The organism is Herbaspirillum sp. FG34 (assembly GCF_057809315.1).
On the sequence record NZ_JBMDJS010000003.1, the window covers coordinates 83,282 to 101,863 of the forward strand.

General features: G+C 59.3%; 18 protein-coding genes and 1 tRNA gene. 5 read left to right on the forward strand and 14 right to left on the reverse strand.

The features are described 5' to 3' along the window. Positions 1–78: 78 nt before the first annotated feature. The 7 genes from ACODSZ_RS04560 to rpmH all read right to left on the reverse strand — a co-directional run bounded on the left by ACODSZ_RS04560 (position 79) and on the right by rpmH (position 5,405). A tRNA-Asp gene (locus ACODSZ_RS04560) sits at positions 79–155 on the reverse strand. A gap of 110 nt (positions 156–265) precedes the next feature. Continuing rightward, a complete protein-coding gene (locus ACODSZ_RS04565; protein WP_175343978.1) occupies positions 266–859 on the reverse strand; it encodes a nitroreductase family protein in 594 nt (197 codons plus the stop codon). Positions 860–1,181: 322 nt separating this feature from the next. After that, positions 1,182–2,582, reverse strand: coding sequence for a tRNA uridine-5-carboxymethylaminomethyl(34) synthesis GTPase MnmE (mnmE, locus tag ACODSZ_RS04570; protein ID WP_488927126.1), 1,401 nt, complete (start codon positions 2,580–2,582; stop codon positions 1,182–1,184). Positions 2,583–2,735: 153 nt separating this feature from the next. Then, the gene (gene yidC / locus ACODSZ_RS04575) at positions 2,736–4,436 is read right to left on the reverse strand and encodes a membrane protein insertase YidC (RefSeq protein ID WP_175343976.1); all 1,701 of its coding nucleotides are present in this window, start codon (positions 4,434–4,436) and stop codon (positions 2,736–2,738) included. Between the two features lie 16 nt (positions 4,437–4,452). Further along, positions 4,453–4,809, reverse strand: coding sequence for a membrane protein insertion efficiency factor YidD (yidD, locus tag ACODSZ_RS04580; protein ID WP_488927127.1), 357 nt, complete (start codon positions 4,807–4,809; stop codon positions 4,453–4,455). Between the two features lie 18 nt (positions 4,810–4,827). Then, positions 4,828–5,241, reverse strand: a complete 414-nt coding sequence (gene rnpA / locus ACODSZ_RS04585) for a ribonuclease P protein component (RefSeq protein WP_175343975.1) — start codon at positions 5,239–5,241, stop codon at positions 4,828–4,830. Positions 5,242–5,267: 26 nt separating this feature from the next. Next, positions 5,268–5,405 (reverse strand): 50S ribosomal protein L34, encoded by a 138-nt coding sequence (gene rpmH, locus ACODSZ_RS04590; protein WP_006461360.1) that lies wholly within the window; start codon positions 5,403–5,405, stop codon positions 5,268–5,270. Between the two features lie 502 nt (positions 5,406–5,907). On the opposite strand from rpmH, the gene ACODSZ_RS04595 reads away from it, so the two are divergent. The 5 genes from ACODSZ_RS04595 (at position 5,908) to ACODSZ_RS04615 (ending at position 12,161) form a co-directional block, all read left to right on the forward strand. Beyond that, positions 5,908–6,126 carry a hypothetical protein gene (locus ACODSZ_RS04595; protein ID WP_488927128.1) on the forward strand — a complete coding sequence of 73 codons (219 nt, stop codon included), beginning with the start codon at positions 5,908–5,910 and terminating at the stop codon, positions 6,124–6,126. A 539-nt stretch (positions 6,127–6,665) separates the two neighbouring features. Beyond that, positions 6,666–8,588 carry a PrkA family serine protein kinase gene (locus ACODSZ_RS04600; protein WP_008332931.1) on the forward strand — a complete coding sequence of 641 codons (1,923 nt, stop codon included), beginning with the start codon at positions 6,666–6,668 and terminating at the stop codon, positions 8,586–8,588. A gap of 102 nt (positions 8,589–8,690) precedes the next feature. Further along, the gene (locus ACODSZ_RS04605) at positions 8,691–9,959 is read left to right on the forward strand and encodes a YeaH/YhbH family protein (RefSeq protein WP_175343973.1); all 1,269 of its coding nucleotides are present in this window, start codon (positions 8,691–8,693) and stop codon (positions 9,957–9,959) included. Then, on the forward strand, positions 9,956–11,485 hold the full coding sequence (locus tag ACODSZ_RS04610) for a SpoVR family protein (protein ID WP_008332933.1): 1,530 nt from the start codon (positions 9,956–9,958) through the stop codon (positions 11,483–11,485). The genes ACODSZ_RS04605 and ACODSZ_RS04610 overlap by 4 nt, the downstream gene beginning before the upstream one ends. A gap of 22 nt (positions 11,486–11,507) precedes the next feature. Further along, a complete protein-coding gene (locus ACODSZ_RS04615) occupies positions 11,508–12,161 on the forward strand; it encodes an LON peptidase substrate-binding domain-containing protein (protein WP_488927129.1) in 654 nt (217 codons plus the stop codon). A gap of 64 nt (positions 12,162–12,225) precedes the next feature. Here ACODSZ_RS04615 and ACODSZ_RS04620 read toward each other — a convergent pair whose 3' ends face one another. The 7 genes from ACODSZ_RS04620 to ACODSZ_RS04650 form a co-directional block, all read right to left on the reverse strand. Then, a complete protein-coding gene (locus ACODSZ_RS04620; protein ID WP_034351390.1) occupies positions 12,226–12,915 on the reverse strand; it encodes a MarC family protein in 690 nt (229 codons plus the stop codon). A gap of 108 nt (positions 12,916–13,023) precedes the next feature. Beyond that, entirely contained in the window at positions 13,024–14,274 is a 1,251-nt protein-coding gene (locus ACODSZ_RS04625; protein WP_488927130.1) for an MFS transporter, read from the reverse strand. A 267-nt stretch (positions 14,275–14,541) separates the two neighbouring features. Continuing rightward, positions 14,542–15,195, reverse strand: coding sequence for an SMI1/KNR4 family protein (locus tag ACODSZ_RS04630; RefSeq protein WP_488927131.1), 654 nt, complete (start codon positions 15,193–15,195; stop codon positions 14,542–14,544). Positions 15,196–15,836: 641 nt separating this feature from the next. After that, positions 15,837–16,331: a hypothetical protein gene (locus tag ACODSZ_RS04635; protein WP_488927132.1), complete on the reverse strand. Its 495-nt coding sequence runs from the start codon at positions 16,329–16,331 to the stop codon at positions 15,837–15,839. A 62-nt stretch (positions 16,332–16,393) separates the two neighbouring features. Further along, positions 16,394–17,047, reverse strand: a complete 654-nt coding sequence (locus tag ACODSZ_RS04640; protein WP_488927133.1) for a hypothetical protein — start codon at positions 17,045–17,047, stop codon at positions 16,394–16,396. A 202-nt stretch (positions 17,048–17,249) separates the two neighbouring features. Continuing rightward, the gene (locus ACODSZ_RS04645) at positions 17,250–17,849 is read right to left on the reverse strand and encodes a hypothetical protein (RefSeq protein WP_299537440.1); all 600 of its coding nucleotides are present in this window, start codon (positions 17,847–17,849) and stop codon (positions 17,250–17,252) included. A gap of 391 nt (positions 17,850–18,240) precedes the next feature. Then, a complete protein-coding gene (locus tag ACODSZ_RS04650) occupies positions 18,241–18,525 on the reverse strand; it encodes a WGR domain-containing protein (RefSeq protein ID WP_008332962.1) in 285 nt (94 codons plus the stop codon). Between the last annotated feature and the right edge of the window lie 57 nt (positions 18,526–18,582).

Below are 18,582 nucleotides of genomic sequence, written 5' to 3' on the forward strand. Positions count from 1 at the left end.
TTCAGATTCACGCTGATCGCACGAAGAAGAAAGCGCAAAAACAAAAACGCCCCATTCTTGCGAATGAGGCGTTTTATCTGGCGGAGCGGACGGGGCTCGAACCCGCGACCCCCGGCGTGACAGGCCGGTATTCTAACCAACTGAACTACCACTCCTAAAACCGTTTCAGCTGTCCTTGCTTGCTGAAAGATCGCTATTATAGGAGAGGCTTTTTCAAAAAGCCAGGCCTTTTTTAGAAAATTGCGAAATATTTTACGAGCAGGCCTTATGCCTTGAACTTGCCCTCGAATGCCAGCTTGGAAAGCGGCTCACGCGGGCTGGGCACTTCACGTGCCTGCAACCCTTCCGGCAGGACCGACTTGTCACCCAGCTTGCCCACCACCACCATGGCTTCCACCGAGAATTCAGCCGGCACATTCAGTTCAGTGCGGGCGCGGTCCTTGTCGAAACCGGCCATGCCGTGCGCATGCCAGCCCGACAGCGACGCCTGCAAGGCCAGATATCCCCAGGCCGAGCCGGTGTCGAAGGAATGGGTCGGCGCAGGCACCGCCTCGGTCGCACCCGGCGGCACCATCACGGTCCGCGACAACACCACGATCAGCGCCGAAGCATTGGCACACCAGCTACGGTTGAATTCGTTCAACAGGCCCAGCAGGCTGTCCCAGGCCGGCGTGCCACGACGCGCGTAGACGAAGCGCCAGGGCTGCGCATTGTAGGCCGAGGGCGCCCAGCGGGCGGCTTCCAGGAAAGTCAGGACGGTTTCTTCAGAGATCTCGGCACCGTTGTAGGCGCGCGGAGACCAGCGGTTCAGGAATTGCGGATCAATGGGATAGTCAGCGTTGCGCGGATTGGCGGACATGCTCTTTTTCCTATGGTGATGTGAGAGGGATGAATTCAGGCAGCTGGCATCTTAGCAGCGCCGCTCCTTTGCTGCAGAGCCTGGACAGATCGGTATGGATATAAAAAAACCCGCGCACCTTGCGGTGGCGGGTTAAATCCAATTCTCAGGGGTGATGAATTGGAGGGGGAGGAACTTCAGAATAACGATGCCCCTCTTGCGCCTCCAACGTTTTTACACGCTGTAACATCCGTTGCAATTGTGCAGTGGACTGTGAGCTATCTGTCAGGATCGGGTAACTTGTTGTCGCCCTAACACGACATGCTCCGACTTGGGAGCAAGCTCATTTCCCGATACAGAAGCGCGAAAAGATCACCCCCAGCAAATCATCCGGCGTGAACTTGCCGGTGATGCTGGACAAGCGCTCCTGCGCCAGCCGCAGTTCTTCCGCAAACAGATCCAGCGCATGTTCACCGGCCTCATTGTCCAGCGCCGCATGCGCCGCCGCATGGGCCAGGTGCTCATCGGCCGCCTTCAACGCCAGCAAGTGACGCTCGCGGGCCAGATAGCGCGACTCCACTGTCTGCTGCCAGCCAGCAATGCGCAGCAATTCGGCCCGCAACAAGTCCACGCCCTGTCCTTCGGCCGCCGAAAGGTAAACGTGCGTGGCATCGGGCATGGTATCCACGGCCGGCTTGTGGCCGGAGCGGTCGATCTTGTTCCAGATGCGGATGATGGGTACGCCTTCAGGAAAGCGCGCGGTGATCTTCTCATCTTCCAGCGTAGGGCCACGGTCAGCGTCCAGCATGTGCAGGATCACGTCGGCCTTGGCCACCTCGGCCCAGGTGCGCTCGATGCCGATGCGCTCGACTTCATCCGGGCCGCTGCCATCCTCGCCGGCCTCGCGAATGCCGGCGGTATCGATGATGTTCAGCGGCATGCCCTCGATCTGGATGGTCTGCGTCACCTTGTCGCGCGTGGTGCCCGCGATGGGCGTGACGATGGCCACATCCGATCCGGCCAGTACGTTCAACAGCGAGGACTTGCCCACGTTGGGCTTGCCGGCCAGCACCGCATTCAATCCATCACGCAGCAAGGCCCCCTGGGCCGCATGCCTGAAGACCTCTTCCAGCGTGGCGCGGATGGTGGCCAACTGACCGCGGGCGTCACTCTGCTTGAGGAAATCGATTTCCTCCTCGGGGAAATCCAGCGTCGCTTCCACCAGCATGCGCAGGCGCGTGACCTGGTCCACCAGCTCATGAATCACCTTGGAGAAGGCGCCCGAGAGCGATTCGGAGGCCGACTTGGCCGCCGCCTCGGTGGTGGCTTCGATCAGGTCGGCCACGGCCTCGGCCTGGGCCAGGTCGATCTTGTCGTTCAGGAAGGCGCGCTGGGTGAATTCACCCGGCTCGGCCAGGCGCAGACCGATCTCGCTGCCGGCCTGCACACAGCGCGCCAGCAACATCTGCATCACCACCGGGCCGCCGTGCCCCTGCAACTCCAGCACATCCTCCCCGGTGTAGGAATGCGGGGCCGGGAAATGGATCGCCAGGCCCTGGTCGATCGGACTGCCATCCTCGTTGAGGAAAGGCAGATAGGTGGCATGACGCGGCGACAGGCTGTCGCGACCACAGACGGCGCGCATCACCGGCGCCAGGTTCTTGCCGGAAATGCGGACCACGCCAATGCCTCCGCGTCCGGGTGCGGTGGCGATGGCGGCAATGGGAGAAGAATCGAAAGTCATCTGCGAGTACTTGTTGTTGTGTTGAGGTGAGACCGCCGCTGCTCCCCCTCGGAGCAACGACGTAAAGCCATGTTAAACCTGCCTGCCCGGTACGACCGAAAAAAAACCCGTGGATTCCACGGGTTTTTCCTTTGATGGCCTGCAAGAACCGGATTACTTGGTCTTGCCGCTATCGATGTTGCGGGTGATCACCCATTGCTGCGTGATCGACAGGATGTTGTTGGTCACCCAGTACAGCACCAGGCCGGACGGGAAGAAGAAGAACATGAACGAGAACACCAGCGGCATGAACATCATCACCTTGGCCTGCACCGGATCCGGCGGGGTCGGGTTCAGCTTGGTCTGCAGGAACATCGACGCCGCCATGATGATCGGCAACAGCCCGATGGGCATGTTGAAGTAAGGGATGGTGCCGAACAGACGGTCAGGTGCGGTCAGGTCATGCACCCAGCCCAGCCACGGCGCGCCGCGCATTTCCACCGATGCCAGCAGCACCGAGTACAGCGAGATGAACACCGGGATCTGGATCACGATGGGCAGGCAGCCCCCCAGCGGATTGATCTTCTCGGTCTTGTAGAGCGCCATCATCTCGCGGTTCATGGCTTGCGGATCACCCTTGTGGCGTTCGCGGATGGCCTGCATCTTCGGCGAGACCGCCTTCATCTTGGCCATGCTGCGATAGCTGGCGGCCGACAGCGGGAAGAACACCAGCTTGATCAGCACCGTCAGCAGGATGATGGTCCAGCCCCAGTTGCCCACCAGGTTGTGGATGTGGGTCATCAGCCAGAAGATGGGCTCGGCGATCACGGTCAGGTGGCCGTAGTCGCGCACCAGATCCAGGCCCGGGGCAATGGCCTGCAGGGTCTTGGAAATGGTCGGGCCGGAATACAGCTGGCTGTCCATGGTCACGCTGGCGTTCGGTGCCACGGTGCCCAGCGGCAGGATGGAACCGACCGCATACAGGTTGTCGCCGACCTTCTTGCTGAAGATGTCGCGCTGCGCCTTCTCGGGCGGGATGAAGGCCGAGACGAAGTAATGCTGCACCATGGCGAACCAGCCATTGTCAGCCTTGTTGACGTGCTGCTGCTTGCCGTTGGCGATCTTCTCGAAGTCCAGCTTCTCGAAATGCTCGGCGTTGCTGTACACCGCAGGACCGGTGAAGGTGCTGTAGAAGTGCGATTCGCCACCGGGCTTGTTGCCGTCGCGCACCAGTTGCAGGTACAGCGAAGGATTGATCGCCGCACCCGTGGTGTTGGTCACGGTGTGCTTGATGTCGATCAGGTAGCTGTCGCGCTTGAAGGTGTAGGTCTTGGTCAGCTTCACGCCACCCTGCTCGGCCACCAGCACCAGCTGGATTTCATTGCCATTGTCCAGCGTACGCGGACCGGCCTGGGCAGTGAAGAGGGTCTTGTGGTTGGGGAAGGGACCGCCGATCAGGCCCGACTCGGCCAGGTACATGTGGCCCGGTTCGGAATCGAACAGCACCACGTTCTTGGTCGGGTCGACCACGTCCGGTTGCTTCAGCAATTCCAGGCGCTTCAACTCACCGCCCACGGTATCGATGCTGGCCTTGACCAGGTCGGTGGTGATGGTGATGGTTTCGCCCTTGGTGGCGGCAGCCACGTCAGCCCCCGGCACGGCGCCAGGTGCCGGTGCGGGCGTGCCGGCCTGCGGCACGGGGGACCCGGTCGGGCTGGCGGTGGGTGCGGCCGGATTGGCGGCGGCTTGCTCCTGAGTCGGGGTGGCCGACGGGAAGAACATCGACTGATGTCCGTTATGGCGCATCCAGCCATCCCACAGCAGTAGCAGGGAGAAGGAGAATACAACCCACAGGACGGTACGTTTGATATCCATATGCGTATTGATGAGTTCAGGAGTGGCTGCAACCGTCAGCGGCCACAGGGGGAGACAGCCGCGCTACCGAAGACGGCAGCGCAGTGGTCGGGGAATCGGGAACGGCAATCGAAGAAGACGGGCCTCTTGCCTCTGCCTCGGCATGCGCACGTGCCTCGGCCGAACCCGGCACGAAATCCAGGCCGCCGGCATGCCAGGGATGGCACTTGCACAGGCGCTGGCCGGCCAGCAGGCTGCCCTTGAGCGCGCCATGCAGGCGCACCGCCTCGGCGGCATAGTCGGAACAGCTGGGATAGAAACGGCAATTCTGCCCCAGGAAAGGGCTCACTCCCAGCTTGTAGGCACGTAACAGCAGGAGCAGAGGGGTCTTCATCACTTCCTGTTTTCCTGGCTATTTCCTGGCGAACGCGGGGGCGCTCGGCAGGAAGGCGAACAATTGCGTCAGTTCGGCGCGCAGCATGAGCTTGACTGCCACACTGCGGGCAGGATCCTTCCTGGTATTGACCGGGCGCGACAGCCGCACGATGCAGTCCACGGCAGGCAGCTGGGCCTGCCGAAACAGCTCGCGGGTAGCCCGCTTGATCGTGTTGCGGGTGACCGCACGGGGTGCCAGCCGCTTGGCCGCCACCACGCCCAGACGGGCTTGCGGCAGGCTGTTGCGGCGTGCGTACAACACGAAATGCTCGGTACGATACACGGGGCGCAAACGAAAAACGGATGAAAACTCATCCGTTTTAACGATTCGCCGATCGCGTGGGAAGTCGCCTGCTTGACGTGCTGGAAGCGATGTACGGACGTCCGTCACACGAAACGGCTGCGCAAGGCCCCGGCTTAAACAGCAGCCAGACGCTTGCGGCCCTTGGCGCGACGGGCGTTGATCACGGCACGGCCGCCACGGGTGGCCATACGGGCACGGAAACCATGGGTACGCTTGCGACGCACGACGGAAGGTTGGTAAGTACGTTTCATGTTGGACTCGCTAAGTTGGGCTGCCTTGGAGCAAACAGCAAAAATAAATCGGAATTCTGGAACCGCTTTCGGTGTGCCTGTTCCGCATCACCGATGCCCTGCCGCCCAACAAGCCGGCAGCCCCTGCATCGCTGACACCATTAACTCTGTTGGCCTCTGCCGCCTCCCGGTGCAATACCTGGGTAATCGACCGGTGGGCAACTGAAACAGCACTGCGTCGGCACCGCGCGCAATTCTTCAGATGGTGAACCCTGAATTAGACTGCATTTTCCCCTTGGCTGTCAATGACTTATGCGCTTTTGCGCCCTCCCCGCCCCCGCAACGACCGGCGTCAGAGGCAGAACGTGGCGGAATTGCCGCATCCCCTCGCAATCCCGGCCTCTCCCGGTGCCGCGCCTGCCCGGGAAAAACACGATATGAAGTTGCTTGCAAGACATCTCCCGTGATCCTGCCAATGCCTTCATCGGATGGGGAGGAGGCATGAAGAAAACGCAAACAGTCCATGCGCCCGGCGCATGAACAAATCTGTAAATCATCTAAAGCATTTTTTCAGCGGCGCTGGACATCGGTGCGCCCGGGATGCGCACCGGCTGGGGATGAGGCGGATCAGCAACAGAGCAAGAGCGCAATCGTCGCCGTTACAAAAAAGATGGTTCATGCGGGCGGCACCCTGCAATATGACAAACATGCCTGGCACGATTCCAGCTATAAGGGGATATGAAGGAAAGAGATCGGTGCACAAGCATGCGCAAAAGGCACCGGGAGGAGGAGGACCACCGCATCGGCAGGACCAGCCCGTCCGGCCTGCTCTGAATGGCCCCACGGGCATTGTCCGCCTGTTCTCTTGCGTCGGCTATCAGGGATTTCACCATGGTGTCCTGCGCGAAAATAGCGCACCGTATGGTCAACCGCTGACGCGCTGCGCACATTGAAAGAGCATGATGTGAACGAGGCTTCCAATATCCCTGTGTCGGCAAGGGGATCAGAGCGTCAGCTCAACGCACGGGAACATGCAGGGAAAATCCTGGGCTTGGTGAACGAAGCTGCACTAATGGGATCATCAAGAGGAAGCAAAAAAAGGAATAGAATAAAAACACGATCCGAAAAGATCTTCGCATCACGCTGTGGATGCTACGGCTTTCAAAGAACACACCGGCAATGACGCAGTACAGAGTCACCGACGCGTTCTTCGATAACCGCAGATGGCAAGTCCAGACATATGAATCTGTTTCGTACTTTTTTGAGAGCGACGGAGGTGGTATGGATATCTACAGCAGCTTTGCAAGCCGGTTCGACAAGACCAGAGAAGAAGAATTATCGCTTGAAGAGTATCTGAATCTTTGCAAGAACGACCCGGCAGTCTACGCATCGGCTGCCGAACGGATGCTGATGGCCATCGGCGAACCGGAGAAGGTCGACACCCGGGAAGATCCGCGCCTCTCGCGCATCTTCGCCAACAAGGTCATCAAGGTCTATCCCGCCTTCAAGGAGTTCTATGGCGCGGAAGAAGTCATCGAGCAGGTTGTTTCGTATTTCCGCCATGCCGCGCAGGGTCTGGAAGAGAAGAAGCAGATCCTTTATCTGCTGGGCCCGGTCGGTGGTGGCAAGTCCTCCATCGCCGAACGCTTGAAGCAATTGATGGAGCAGGTGCCCTTCTATTCCATCAAGGGTTCGCCGGTCAATGAATCGCCGCTGGGCCTGTTCGATTACGACGAAGACGGCCCCATCCTCGAAGAGCAGTACGGCATCCCGCGCCGCTATCTCAAACCCATCCTGAGCCCCTGGGCGGTCAAGCGCCTGCACGAGTACAACGGCGACATCCGCCAGTTCCGTGTGGTCAAGCGCTATCCGTCCATCCTGCGCCAGATCGGCATTTCCAAGACCGAACCGGGCGATGAAAACAACCAGGACATTTCCACCCTGGTCGGCAAGGTCGACATCCGCAAGCTGGAACAATATTCGCAGGACGATGCCGACGCCTACAGCTATTCGGGCGGCCTGTGCCTGTCCAACCAGGGCCTGCTGGAGTTCGTGGAAATGTTCAAGGCCCCCATCAAGGTGCTGCACCCGCTGTTGACGGCCACGCAGGAAGGCAACTTCAAGGGCACCGAAGGTTTTGGTGCGATCCCCTTCGATGGCGTCATCCTGGCCCACTCCAACGAATCGGAATGGAAGGCCTTCCGCAACAACAAGAACAATGAAGCGCTGCTGGACCGCATCTTCATCGTCAAGGTGCCGTATTGCCTGCGCGTCTCGGAAGAAATCAAGATCTACGAAAAGCTGATCCGCAGCTCTTCGCTGGGCAAGGCGACATGCGCCCCCGGCACGCTGAAGATGATGGCGCAGTTCTCGGTACTGACGCGCCTGAAGGAGCCGGAGAATTCGAGCCTTTTCTCCAAGATGCAGGTCTATGACGGCGAGAACCTCAAGGATACCGATCCGAAAGCCAAGTCCTATCAGGAGTACCGCGACTATGCCGGTGTGGATGAGGGCATGAACGGCATCTCCACGCGCTTCGCCTTCAAGATCCTTTCGCGCGTGTTCAACTTTGATACCACCGAGGTAGCGGCCAATCCGGTGCACCTGATGTACGTGCTGGAGCAGCAGATCGAGCGCGAGCAGTTCCCGCAGGAAGTCGAGCAGAAATATCTCTCCTTCGTGAAGGACACGCTGGCCTCGCGCTATGCCGAATTCATCGGCAAGGAAATCCAGACCGCGTATCTGGAATCGTATTCGGAATATGGCCAGAACGTCTTCGACCGTTACGTGACCTATGCCGACTTCTGGATCCAGGATCAGGAATACCGCGATCACGATACCGGCGAAAGCTTCGACCGCGCGGCCCTGAATGCGGAACTGGAAAAGATCGAGAAGCCGGCCGGCATCAGCAACCCCAAGGACTTCCGCAACGAGATCGTCAACTTCGTGCTGCGTGCGCGGGTCAACAACGGTGGCAAGAATCCGCTGTGGACCAGCTATGAAAAACTGCGCGTGGTGATCGAGAAGAAGATGTTCTCCAACACCGAAGACCTCTTGCCGGTGATTTCCTTCAACGCCAAGGGCTCCACCGAAGAAATGCAGAAACACGAAGACTTCGTCAACCGCATGGTCAGCAAGGGCTACACGCCCAAGCAGGTACGCCTGCTGTGCGAATGGTACCTGCGCGTGCGCAAGTCCTCGTAAGCGCCGCTGTTGCGCATCGCCCGCTCCAAGCACGGCGATGCGCGCGGCGACCCTTCGGCGCCGTGCGCCTGGCGCACCGCCGACCACTAGCAGGAGAACCGAGTGCTGCATCAGATCATCGACCGCAGGCTGGCTGGCAAGAACAAGAGCATCGCCAACAGGGAGCGCTTCCTGCGGCGCTTCAAGGGGCATATCCAACGTTCGGTGGCGGACGCCGTGCGCGACCGCAGCATCACCGATCTGGAAAAATCGAAGAGCATCAGCATCCCGCGCAAGGATGTCTCGGAGCCCTTCTTCCATCACGGCAAGGGTGGCAAGCGCGAAGCCGTGCATCCGGGCAACCAGGATTATTTGCAGGGTGACCGCATCCCGCGCCAGAACGGCGGCAGCGGTGGTGGGGGCGGCAGCAGTGCCAGCAACGACGGTGAAGGACAGGACGACTTCACCTTCGAACTGACCCGCGAAGAATTCATGCACTACTTCTTCGAGGACCTGGAACTGCCGCGTCTGGTGGAAACCAATCTGCTGCAAGTACCCAACTGGAAGAACCAGCGTGCCGGGTATTCGGTCGATGGTTCGCCCAACAATATCGACGTGGTGCGTTCGCTGCGCTCTTCGCTGGGCCGCCGCATCGCCCTGGGCGGGCCGCTGCAGCGCCAGCTCGATGCCGCCGAAGAAGCGCTGGCCGAGATGAAGCGCAAGCCTCAGGAGCACAGCGCCGACATCCCGCTGCTGGAAGAGGAAGTGAAGCATTTGCGCGCCCGCATCCTGCGCATCCCCTTCATCGACCCTTTCGATCTGCGCTATGTGAACAGGGTGCGCCAGCCGCAGCCCTCCAGCCGTGCGGTGATGTTCTGCGTGATGGACGTATCGGGCTCGATGGATGAGCAGCGCAAGGATTTGTCCAAACGCTTCTTCATCCTGCTGTATCTCTTCCTCACGCGCAATTACGAACACATCGAAGTGGTCTTCATCCGCCATCACACCCGCGCCGATGAAGTCGATGAAAACACCTTCTTCCATTCGCAGGAAAGTGGCGGCACGGTAGTCTCCAGCGCACTGGAGCTGATGCACGACATCATCACCAAACGCTATTCGCCCAGCGAATGGAACATCTATGGCGCGCAAGCCTCGGATGGCGACAACTGGAACGACGATTCCCCCAAGTGCCGTGAACTGCTGGAGTCCGCCATCCTGCCACTGACGCGCTACTTCGCCTACATCCAGGTGGCCGAGCCGGAACAGAACCTGTGGACCGAGTACATGCAGCTGATCGAATCGCATCCGCACTTCGCCATGAAGAAGGTGCAATCGGCCGCCGAGATCTATCCGGTCTTCCGCGAACTCTTTGAAAAGCAGGTGCACGCATGAACAGCCGCTTCAAGCATGACCCGCTGCCTTGCCCCTCGGACTGGAGCTTTGATCTCATCGAGCGCTACAACGAGGAAATCGCACGCGTGGCCAAGGGTTACGAGCTGGACATCTACCCCATCCAGCTGGAGATCATCTCGGCCGAGCAGATGATGGATGCCTATGCCTCGCACGGCATGCCGGTCAACTATCGCCACTGGTCCTACGGCAAGCATTTCATGTTGACCGAACGCGACTACAAGCGCGGGCAGATGGGCCTGGCCTACGAGATCGTGATCAATTCCGATCCCTGCATCGCCTACCTGATGGAAGAGAACACGATGACCATGCAGGCCCTGGTCATCGCCCATGCGGCCTATGGCCACAACTCCTTCTTCAAGGGCAATTACCTGTTCCAGTTGTGGACGGACGCCAGCGCCATCATCGATTACCTGGTGTATGCGCGCAATTACATCGCCGAGTGCGAGGAACGGCATGGCTTCGAACGCGTGGAGGAATTGCTGGACTCCTGCCATGCGCTGATGAATTACGGCGTGGACCGCTACAAGCGTCCGCAACGCCTGTCGCTGGCACAGGAGAAGGCGCGCCAGCGCGAACGCGAAGCCTATATGCAGTCGCAGGTCAACGAGCTGTGGCGCACCTTGCCGGCAAAAAAGGAAACGGCGGCCGCCGCCGTGGAAGGCCGCTTCCCTTCCGAACCGCAGGAAAACCTGCTGTACTTCGCCGAGAAGAATGCACCCCTGCTGGAGCCGTGGGAACGCGAAGTCATCCGCATCGTGCGCAAGGTCGGCCAGTATTTCTATCCCCAGCGTCAGACCCAGGTGATGAACGAAGGCTGGGCCACCTTCTGGCATTACACGCTGTTGAATACGCTCTATGACCAGGGCCGCCTGACCGATGGCTTCATGATGGAATTCCTGCACTCGCACAGCAATGTGGTGTTCCAGCCGCCCATCACCAAACCGTATTACAACGGCATCAATCCGTATGCACTGGGCTTCTCGATGATGAGCGACATCCGCCGCATCTGCGAGAATCCCACCAATGAAGACCGCGAGTGGTTCCCCGACATCGCCGGGCGCAACTGGCTCGATACCCTGCAATACGTGATGCGCAACTACAAGGACGAGAGTTTCATCGCGCAATATCTCTCGCCCAAGCTCATGCGCGACATGCGCATGTTCGCCGTGCTGGATGACGAGGCGCGCAGCGAGATCGAGGTCTCGGCCATCCACAACGAGCGCGGCTTCCAGTACGTGCGCCAGGCCCTGTCCCGGCAGTACGACATCAACCATCGCGAACCCAACATCCAGGTCTGGTCGGTCAACACGCGCGGCAACCGCAGCCTCACGCTGCGCCACTTCCGCAGCGATGGCCGCTCGCTGGGCGACAGTACCAACGAGGTGCTGCGCCACATGGCGCGGCTGTGGCAGTTCGACGTCTATCTGGAGAGCGTGGACGACAACGGCTACATCGTGCAGCGCTATGAATGCGTGGCCGAGAACCGGTATGCTCTGCGTTCGTGAGTGACCGCCGCCAGGAGTAACCATGCCCGCCGCCCCCGCCACCCCGCGCCCGCCGATCTCGGCCCGGACCATCCCGCTGTTTCCGCTGGCCAGCACGCTCTTTCCGGAAGGGCGGCTGCCGCTGCAGATCTTCGAGGTGCGCTACCTGGACATGATAGGCAAGTGCATCGCCGAGGGCAGCAGCTTCGGCGTGGTGGCCCTGACGGAAGGATCGGAAGTGCGGCGCCCCGGCCAGAGCGAACGCTTCGTCGGTGTGGGCACGCTGGCACGCATCCAGGAATGGAGCACGCCCTCGCCCGGTCTCATGCGCATCGCCTGTCTGGGTGGCGAACGCTTTCGCATCGTGCAGGCCGAGCAGCAGAAACACGGACTATGGACCGCGCAAGTGGAGATGATGGAAGCGGACCGCGCCGTGACAATCCCCGAGGAGTTGCGCAATACCGCGCAGGCGCTGGAGAATCTGCTGCAATCGGTGTTGCGCCAGGGCCTGCCGGACAGCGAAGTGCCCATCGCCGCGCCTTACCGGCTGGACGATTGCGGCTGGGTGGCCAACCGCTGGGCCGAGATGATGCCCATTACCGTCAACCTCAAGCAAAGCCTGCTGGCGCTGGACAATCCGCTGTTGCGGCTGGAGCTGGTGCAGGATGCGCTGGATGAGCTGGGCTGGCTGAAATAGTTAGTTATTTCCATATTGCAACTAACTATCCTGCTTCAGATTTCCTGAAATTCCTCCCACCCCGTCACGGCGCCACGCCACTGATCCCAGCCTCGGCCAGCAGCGCCGACATCCCCGACCAGAAGATCTGGATCCCGATACACAGCAGGATGAAGGCCGACAGGCGCAGCACCACCATGGTGCCCAGGCGCCCCATCAGCAGCACCAGCTTGTGCGCATAGTTGTAGCAAAGGAAGATCACCAGTGCCGTGAGCGCCGCGCCCAGGGCGGCACTGCCGACCGAGATGACCCAATCCAGCAGGCGGGTCGGCGTATTGGCGCCCAGCGTGATGGAAGCGGCGATGGTGCCGGGGCCGACGGTCAGGGGGAAGCTCATCGGATAAAAGCTGCGCGCCTTGATTTCGTCGTCGGGCAGGTCTTCGTCATAGGACTTGGCCACTTGCGTGGGGATGGAGCTGTCCTGACTGTTGTCGTTGAGCAGTTTCCAGCCCGAGACCGCCACCAGCAGACCGCCCCCCACGCGCACGATGGGCAGCGAGATACCGAAGAAGGTCAGCACGTGCGAACCGATGAAGATGGCCGCCACCAGCATGAACCAGCAATTGATGGCGACCTGGCGCGCGATGCGCTTTTCGGTGCTGCGGCTGACGTTGCCCAGCAGGTTGGCGAAGACCGGTGCGATGCCCAGGGGATTGAGGATGGGCAAGAGCGTGATCGGGATCAGGACGACCGCCTTGAGGAAAAGGATGAACATGGCGCGATGAGAAAAAACGGCATTGAAGGTTGACCCGGCAGCGTAGCTGAAAGCCGCTACGCTGCCAACCACGGCGCATCTGCCGTTGCGCCGTTGCGCCCATTTCTCTCAGGCGGCGCGCAGCTGCATGCCGCGCACCCTTGTCAACAGCAGCACGGCGATGCTCAGGTTCAACAGGTTCCAGGCGATGCCGTTGGCAAAGGCGGCGTGGTAATTGCCGGTGAGGTCAAAGATTTTGCCCGACATCCATCCGCCCAGGGCCATGCCGAACATGGTGGCCATGATGACCGCGCCCACGCGCTGACCCGCTTCGGCGGCGGGGAAGTATTCACGCACGATGATGGCATACGAGGGCACGATGCCGCCCTGGAACAGACCGAACAGGGCCGAGATGAGATAGAGCGAGGCCAGGCTGTCGAAGGGGATGAACAGCAGCAGCGACAGGCCCTGCAGCGCCGAGCCCAGCAGCAGCGTGCGCAGGCCGCCGATGCGGTCGCAGATGGCGCCGGAGACCAGACGGCTGACCACGCCGCAGGCCAGCATCAGCGAGAGCATCTGGGCACCGCGCGCCGGGCCGTAGCCGAGGTCGCCGCAGTAGGCGACGATATGGACCTGGGGCATGGCCATGGCGACGCAGCAGGCGACACCTGCCACGCACAGCAGCAGCTGCGCCGAGCCCGGTGCCAGGCCGAAGGGGCGCGGGCCGCTGCCGGGGCGGGCGGTGACAGTCGCGCTGTCCTGCACCGGCGGGCGGGCGCGCATGAGCAGGGCCAGGCTGCACATGATGAGGCTGCAGGCGATGCCCATGCCGATGTAGGTCTGCTGCCAGCCGACGCTATCGACAAAGTGCTGGACGATGGGCGGCCACAGCGCGCCGCCCAGGTAGTTGCCGCTGGCGCACACCGCCACGGCAATGCCGCGCCGCTTGCGGAACCACAGCGAGGTATCGGCCACCAGCGGCGAGAAGGTACAGGCCGTGCCCAGCAAGCCGATCAGCAGGCAATGGGCGGCCATGAAGCACCAGATGTTGGGCGCCAGCGCGGCCGCGATGAAGCCTGCACCCAGGCAGGCCCCGCCCAGCAGCAGCGGGCGCATGATGCCGTAGCGGTCAGCCATGCGGCCCATGAAGAGGCCGCCGACACCCACGCCCAGCATGGTCAGGGTATAGGGCATGGAGGCCAGTCCGCGATCTACCTGGAAATGCGCCTGTACCGCCGGCAGCACCACCGCCATCACGTACATGCCGCTGGCGCCCACGATCATGAGGACCAGGGTGATGCACAGGCGCAGTACGGCATAGGAGGAATCAACCTGGTACCGGTCGGTGGCAGCGGGCTGCGCGGGGGAGGAAGGGGGCATGGGGGTCTCCGGGTTCATTTTTTTAATGTGGTCAACGGTGTGCGTTTGGGCTCGAGGGACCATTTCCAATTATTTGTTTGGGGGTCGGAAGAGTGTCATCTGCGCGGCGAGGAAAGAATACGCTTCACGAACTGCCTTTCAGGTTGCCTCAGGCTGAATGGGGGATGAGCTTGATCCGATCAGCCTTGTTTCTCATCATTTTTTATGTAGATAGGAATCGAGGCAGATTCCCAAGCTTGCTCGGCAGGACGTCCCATCAGCGCAGGTTCATTCGCTGCGCTGTGATGCAAACAAGATTTTTACCGAGTCCAGAAAATGGAATTTTTCAGGCACTTTCGTATTCAGGCTCCGGCCACCATCATCCTCATTTCTGATTGCAGCGTTCCCCGATTCCAGTTGCTCAACCAGCCACTCAAGGAATGTCTCAACCGAACTTCCCAAAACGAATTTTTCATTTTCATCTCGGCCAAAATTGATGACTTGCCCTACGTTCCCAAGCTCTCCGGGATCCAAATCCACTCCAAGATGGTTTCCACCGTAGTCATACGCAAAAGGGATCCAGCACTTGTTTGCGTAGAGCTCCTTGATCGCGCCCGTCTTTGCCGATTTGCAGAAGCGGCTTGCGCCCTTCATGTCCTCCGGCGAGCATTCGTCGATCACTTTTTTCCACGCCTCCCAATGCTTACGTGCATCAGCCAAAGACAGGAAGACGAGTCCAAAGAAGGGGCCCGTGTTAGCCCTTACAAGCTGTCCATCATGCATTCTGTAGAGATCCTTCAGGCTTTCCGGGAAGGCTATCCCAACCTGTTTCTCGAACTCTGCAAGATCTGCCTCCGAACACCCGGGTGCCAAATCAACATAAACCTCATGAAGATTGGTTTCCAGCCATTTCTCCAACCGTTCCATTTGCTTTTTCGTCATACGTCTCTTTGAGAAGAGGGCTTATATCCGTTGACGGCATGTGCCCGAGATAAACATTAAATATATTTCGACCATTCCGAGGAATTTGTTTGAGTGCGTTGGCACACGCGTATCAAAGTCAGCTCCTGGCCGATAGTGGACATCTTAGCCCAAAGAACAACGAGGATCGCCGATGTGGAAAACTGCTATGGTTCTCACCAAATTATGCAAAAGTGGTGAACCGGCGTGTGCACGGCATGTCGGCGTTATGTGCCATTCAGAATTTGCCAAAAAGTCGCAAGGAAGGCCCGCTGCTGGAAGCTTGCCGACTAAGTCGGGACGTTGAAACGCAAACATGGAAGCAGCGAAAAAAAGCGGTCGATCATCGGCAGGAATTGAGATCGGTATTACTGATGATCATTGCTTGCTGCCTACACTCAGGCTCAATGACATATCCTCGGCGTGATAGCCAGGTTCATCTTGTTCCAGAACGATCGCTGTACTCGCCACCGGGCTTGGTTTCGCGCATTATCCGAGCGCTCAGGCAATGTCGGAGGTTGCGCCCGCCGCAATCTACATCATCGCCGTGGGCACTGTGCTGGCCGCGCTGGCCTACAACCTGGGGATACGACTCCTTGGAATCACCACCGGAATTCTGTTCATCAACTGGGTACCCGTTTCAGCGATGGCAATTGGGGCGGCCTTGGGCCACCTGCCGCAACCGACGGAATTATTGGGGACAGGGCTCGTGATCGGAGCGCTTGTATTGGTGGCGACGATGATGGGTAACAGGCAAAGACGCGGCGCATGACCAAAAGGTTCAGGAAGCGAGCATCCTGTCGTGAGCGCGCTACTATCTGCTGCGCGGCCTTGACGTAGTAGGCCTGCGAGCTGAAACCGACCTCGGCATCCGTTTGATCGCTGGTAACGAACATGCCGAAGCCGTGCATGGGGCGCACACGGCCAAGCTGTTCCATCGGGTCCCAGATCTCGGCCATCGACTTTCCGGTGTAGTCGCTGTTACGCCCCGCCGCCAGGATCCGATGCTTGACGGCAGTCGCACCCGAGGAGGAAACCGCGCACAGCACCTCACTGCGCTCGGCGATCAAGGCGGCAACCAATCCACCGCCGCCGGATTGACAGACCGGACCATACATCTTTGATGTCGTACTTTTTCTTGCCGCCGGCCTGTGTCCCACGCTGCTGAGGTGCCAATGATTCATTTGACCGGAACGATGACGACGGGCTGGATATCGCGGATTGTCGTTCTGCCACCTCCCCATGTTCCGAGTGGCAGCAGCCTGATTTCCATGCGGTCGGCAAATTGTGGATACTTCTTTTTGATGATAGGCAAGTCTCGGTCCTGGCGATCCCGGATCTCAGGAGAAGCGTCTGCCACCATCCTAAGGCCAAGCATGTTTTTTCCCTCGACGAGGTTCAGATGCAGGTTGCCAATGTATTGGACCTTGCCGGCTGCTACATGAAATTCAAGCGGGGGCATCTTCTCTGATGGCGAAAGGCTATATGCGGCGCTCCGAACCAGGCGCCATGACGAAATAGTATGTCTGCCAGCGGGTAGTGAGATGGCAAGGACCTGCCCATAACTATCCTTGAACTGACTTCCCATGCGAATCGTCGCGTGTTCAGGGAGCGCCTCCAGACGCCTGGCCGGAACAGGTGCGCCGGGGATGCCTTCGTCAAGGTAAAACATGGCCTGAAAATTTCGGGATCCGGCGCGATCAAATGAAACGGAGGCGATAACGATACCTTGATCCGGATTGTTCTCCAGCGAAAAGTCGCGATCAACGTTCGATGCGGCACAAGCCGTCAGCAACAGGACAAGCAGGCATATAAAGGTGCTTCTGCAAGACATGTTTCTTTTCCTCCTGAATTTTTGTTGGGGAACTGTAGCAGAAAATTAGTCTGACCTGATCCAGCTTGCGCATCTTGTGGTTGGCTCCTGGTAGATGGAAGACGTCAGTTCATTGGGCAGCCTTCATTCCCCAAGATTAACACTCACCAAGAACAATCAGTTCTTCAGGAATGAATTGAGCAAGAAGCCCGGCTTTGAATGATCAGCCCGGGCATCCGGCCTTCATCTTCAAATCCTTCACAGCTTCCCTGAAACTTGCATATTCACGAGGCAAGATAATCTTCCGCTGGGGATCGCGCTGGACTCGAACATCATCAGCATGAAGGCTTTCATCGAACGCCGTGCAGGTTGCATCTTTATTGCCTTGAGCATAATTTGTAAGTGCAATGTTCAAGTAGAGGTTGGGAATAATGTCGACCAGCCCACCTTCTTTCGCCAGGGCTGTCGCCCGTTCAAAATAAAGCAATGCTGCGCTCAAGCGATTGTCGAAGTTGACCTCTTTATCTCTGAATCCGTATTCCAGATAGTGTTGCTTTGATAGCCTGACGGCCGCTGACCTCAAGAACAGTCCATAAATACGTTGTCCCTCGACCAGTCCCGCGACATCATGCTTTTCCTTATAAATGGCGATTGCATCGATGATCAGCGGTTCAGCCGCAAGTGGGCGGTTGTGATTCTCAAAGAGATCTTGAGCAACTTGCAATTTTCTTGCAGGATCATCGACCTTCGGCACCAACGCCGCAGCACATGACGTCAACAGTAGAACAGCGGCACAGACCATGCTGAGTGAGCGAATTTTCAATTTTCCTCCATGTCAGTTTTAGTGTCCGCTTCTGGACGCTTCACTTGACGAAAGATCCGCCAAGCTCAAAGCAAAGTCGACGAGGACCAATGTGGCAAGGGTACTTGCGGAACTAGAACCCATTTCATAAATAGGCGTGAGTGCGAGCGAGTCCCGTTTGGGATGAAGTGCAAGGCGCGAATTTGGGTCAAGACTGGGCGTCTTGACCCAAATTCGTAACGCAGCAATTCGCCCAAACGGGCCGCTCCCTCCGGGTTCTGTCCAGAAAGGGCGCTGGCCGCGTTGCGCGCCTTGCCAGCGCCCTTTCTGGACAGAACGCATCTCACGCCTATTTATGAAATGGGTTCTAGAAATGCCTGGGAACGGCGAGCAGGAAGGAAAGCGGGCAGCCTCACCCCACGTGATAAAGATGCACCGGCCGAAACCCCAACCGCTCCTTGTGCCGCGCAATCTTCTGCAGCATCCGCAAGCCCTCCTCATGCCCGGCCACCACCACCCGGCGCACCGCGCTGCGGCCTTCGATGCCGTCCCAGGCTTGCGTGAGCACCCAGTCGCCCAACAGATCCTGCACCAGGTCGACGGTGAAGATGGCGCGCGTGTTGCCATCGGTGAAGTGCAGGCGCGTAGCCACGGTCACGGGCAGTGCATGGGTGACGTGGTCAGCAGAATCAATCATGGAAAAAACGAGGCGACGGAACGGCGGGCGTGGATGATAGCAGGACGACGGCGCAAT

Bases quoted from the DNA above. Each gene is read 5' to 3' on its own strand.
- ACODSZ_RS04630 (WP_488927131.1), bottom strand. From the start codon at position 15,195: ATGACGAAAAAGCAAATGGAACGGTTGGAGAAATGGCTGGAAACCAAT.
- yidC (WP_175343976.1), bottom strand. From the start codon at position 4,436: ATGGATATCAAACGTACCGTCCTGTGGGTTGTATTCTCCTTCTCCCTG.
- ACODSZ_RS04595 (WP_488927128.1), top strand. From the start codon at position 5,908: ATGCGCCCGGCGCATGAACAAATCTGTAAATCATCTAAAGCATTTTTT.
- ACODSZ_RS04600 (WP_008332931.1), top strand. From the start codon at position 6,666: ATGGATATCTACAGCAGCTTTGCAAGCCGGTTCGACAAGACCAGAGAA.
- mnmE (WP_488927126.1), bottom strand. From the start codon at position 2,582: ATGACTTTCGATTCTTCTCCCATTGCCGCCATCGCCACCGCACCCGGA.
- ACODSZ_RS04610 (WP_008332933.1), top strand. From the start codon at position 9,956: ATGAACAGCCGCTTCAAGCATGACCCGCTGCCTTGCCCCTCGGACTGG.
- ACODSZ_RS04620 (WP_034351390.1), bottom strand. From the start codon at position 12,915: ATGTTCATCCTTTTCCTCAAGGCGGTCGTCCTGATCCCGATCACGCTC.
- ACODSZ_RS04615 (WP_488927129.1), top strand. From the start codon at position 11,508: ATGCCCGCCGCCCCCGCCACCCCGCGCCCGCCGATCTCGGCCCGGACC.
- rpmH (WP_006461360.1), bottom strand. From the start codon at position 5,405: ATGAAACGTACTTACCAACCTTCCGTCGTGCGTCGCAAGCGTACCCAT.
- yidD (WP_488927127.1), bottom strand. From the start codon at position 4,809: ATGAAGACCCCTCTGCTCCTGCTGTTACGTGCCTACAAGCTGGGAGTG.
- ACODSZ_RS04650 (WP_008332962.1), bottom strand. From the start codon at position 18,525: ATGATTGATTCTGCTGACCACGTCACCCATGCACTGCCCGTGACCGTG.
- ACODSZ_RS04640 (WP_488927133.1), bottom strand. From the start codon at position 17,047: ATGTCTTGCAGAAGCACCTTTATATGCCTGCTTGTCCTGTTGCTGACG.
- ACODSZ_RS04625 (WP_488927130.1), bottom strand. From the start codon at position 14,274: ATGCCCCCTTCCTCCCCCGCGCAGCCCGCTGCCACCGACCGGTACCAG.
- ACODSZ_RS04635 (WP_488927132.1), bottom strand. From the start codon at position 16,331: ATGTATGGTCCGGTCTGTCAATCCGGCGGCGGTGGATTGGTTGCCGCC.
- ACODSZ_RS04565 (WP_175343978.1), bottom strand. From the start codon at position 859: ATGTCCGCCAATCCGCGCAACGCTGACTATCCCATTGATCCGCAATTC.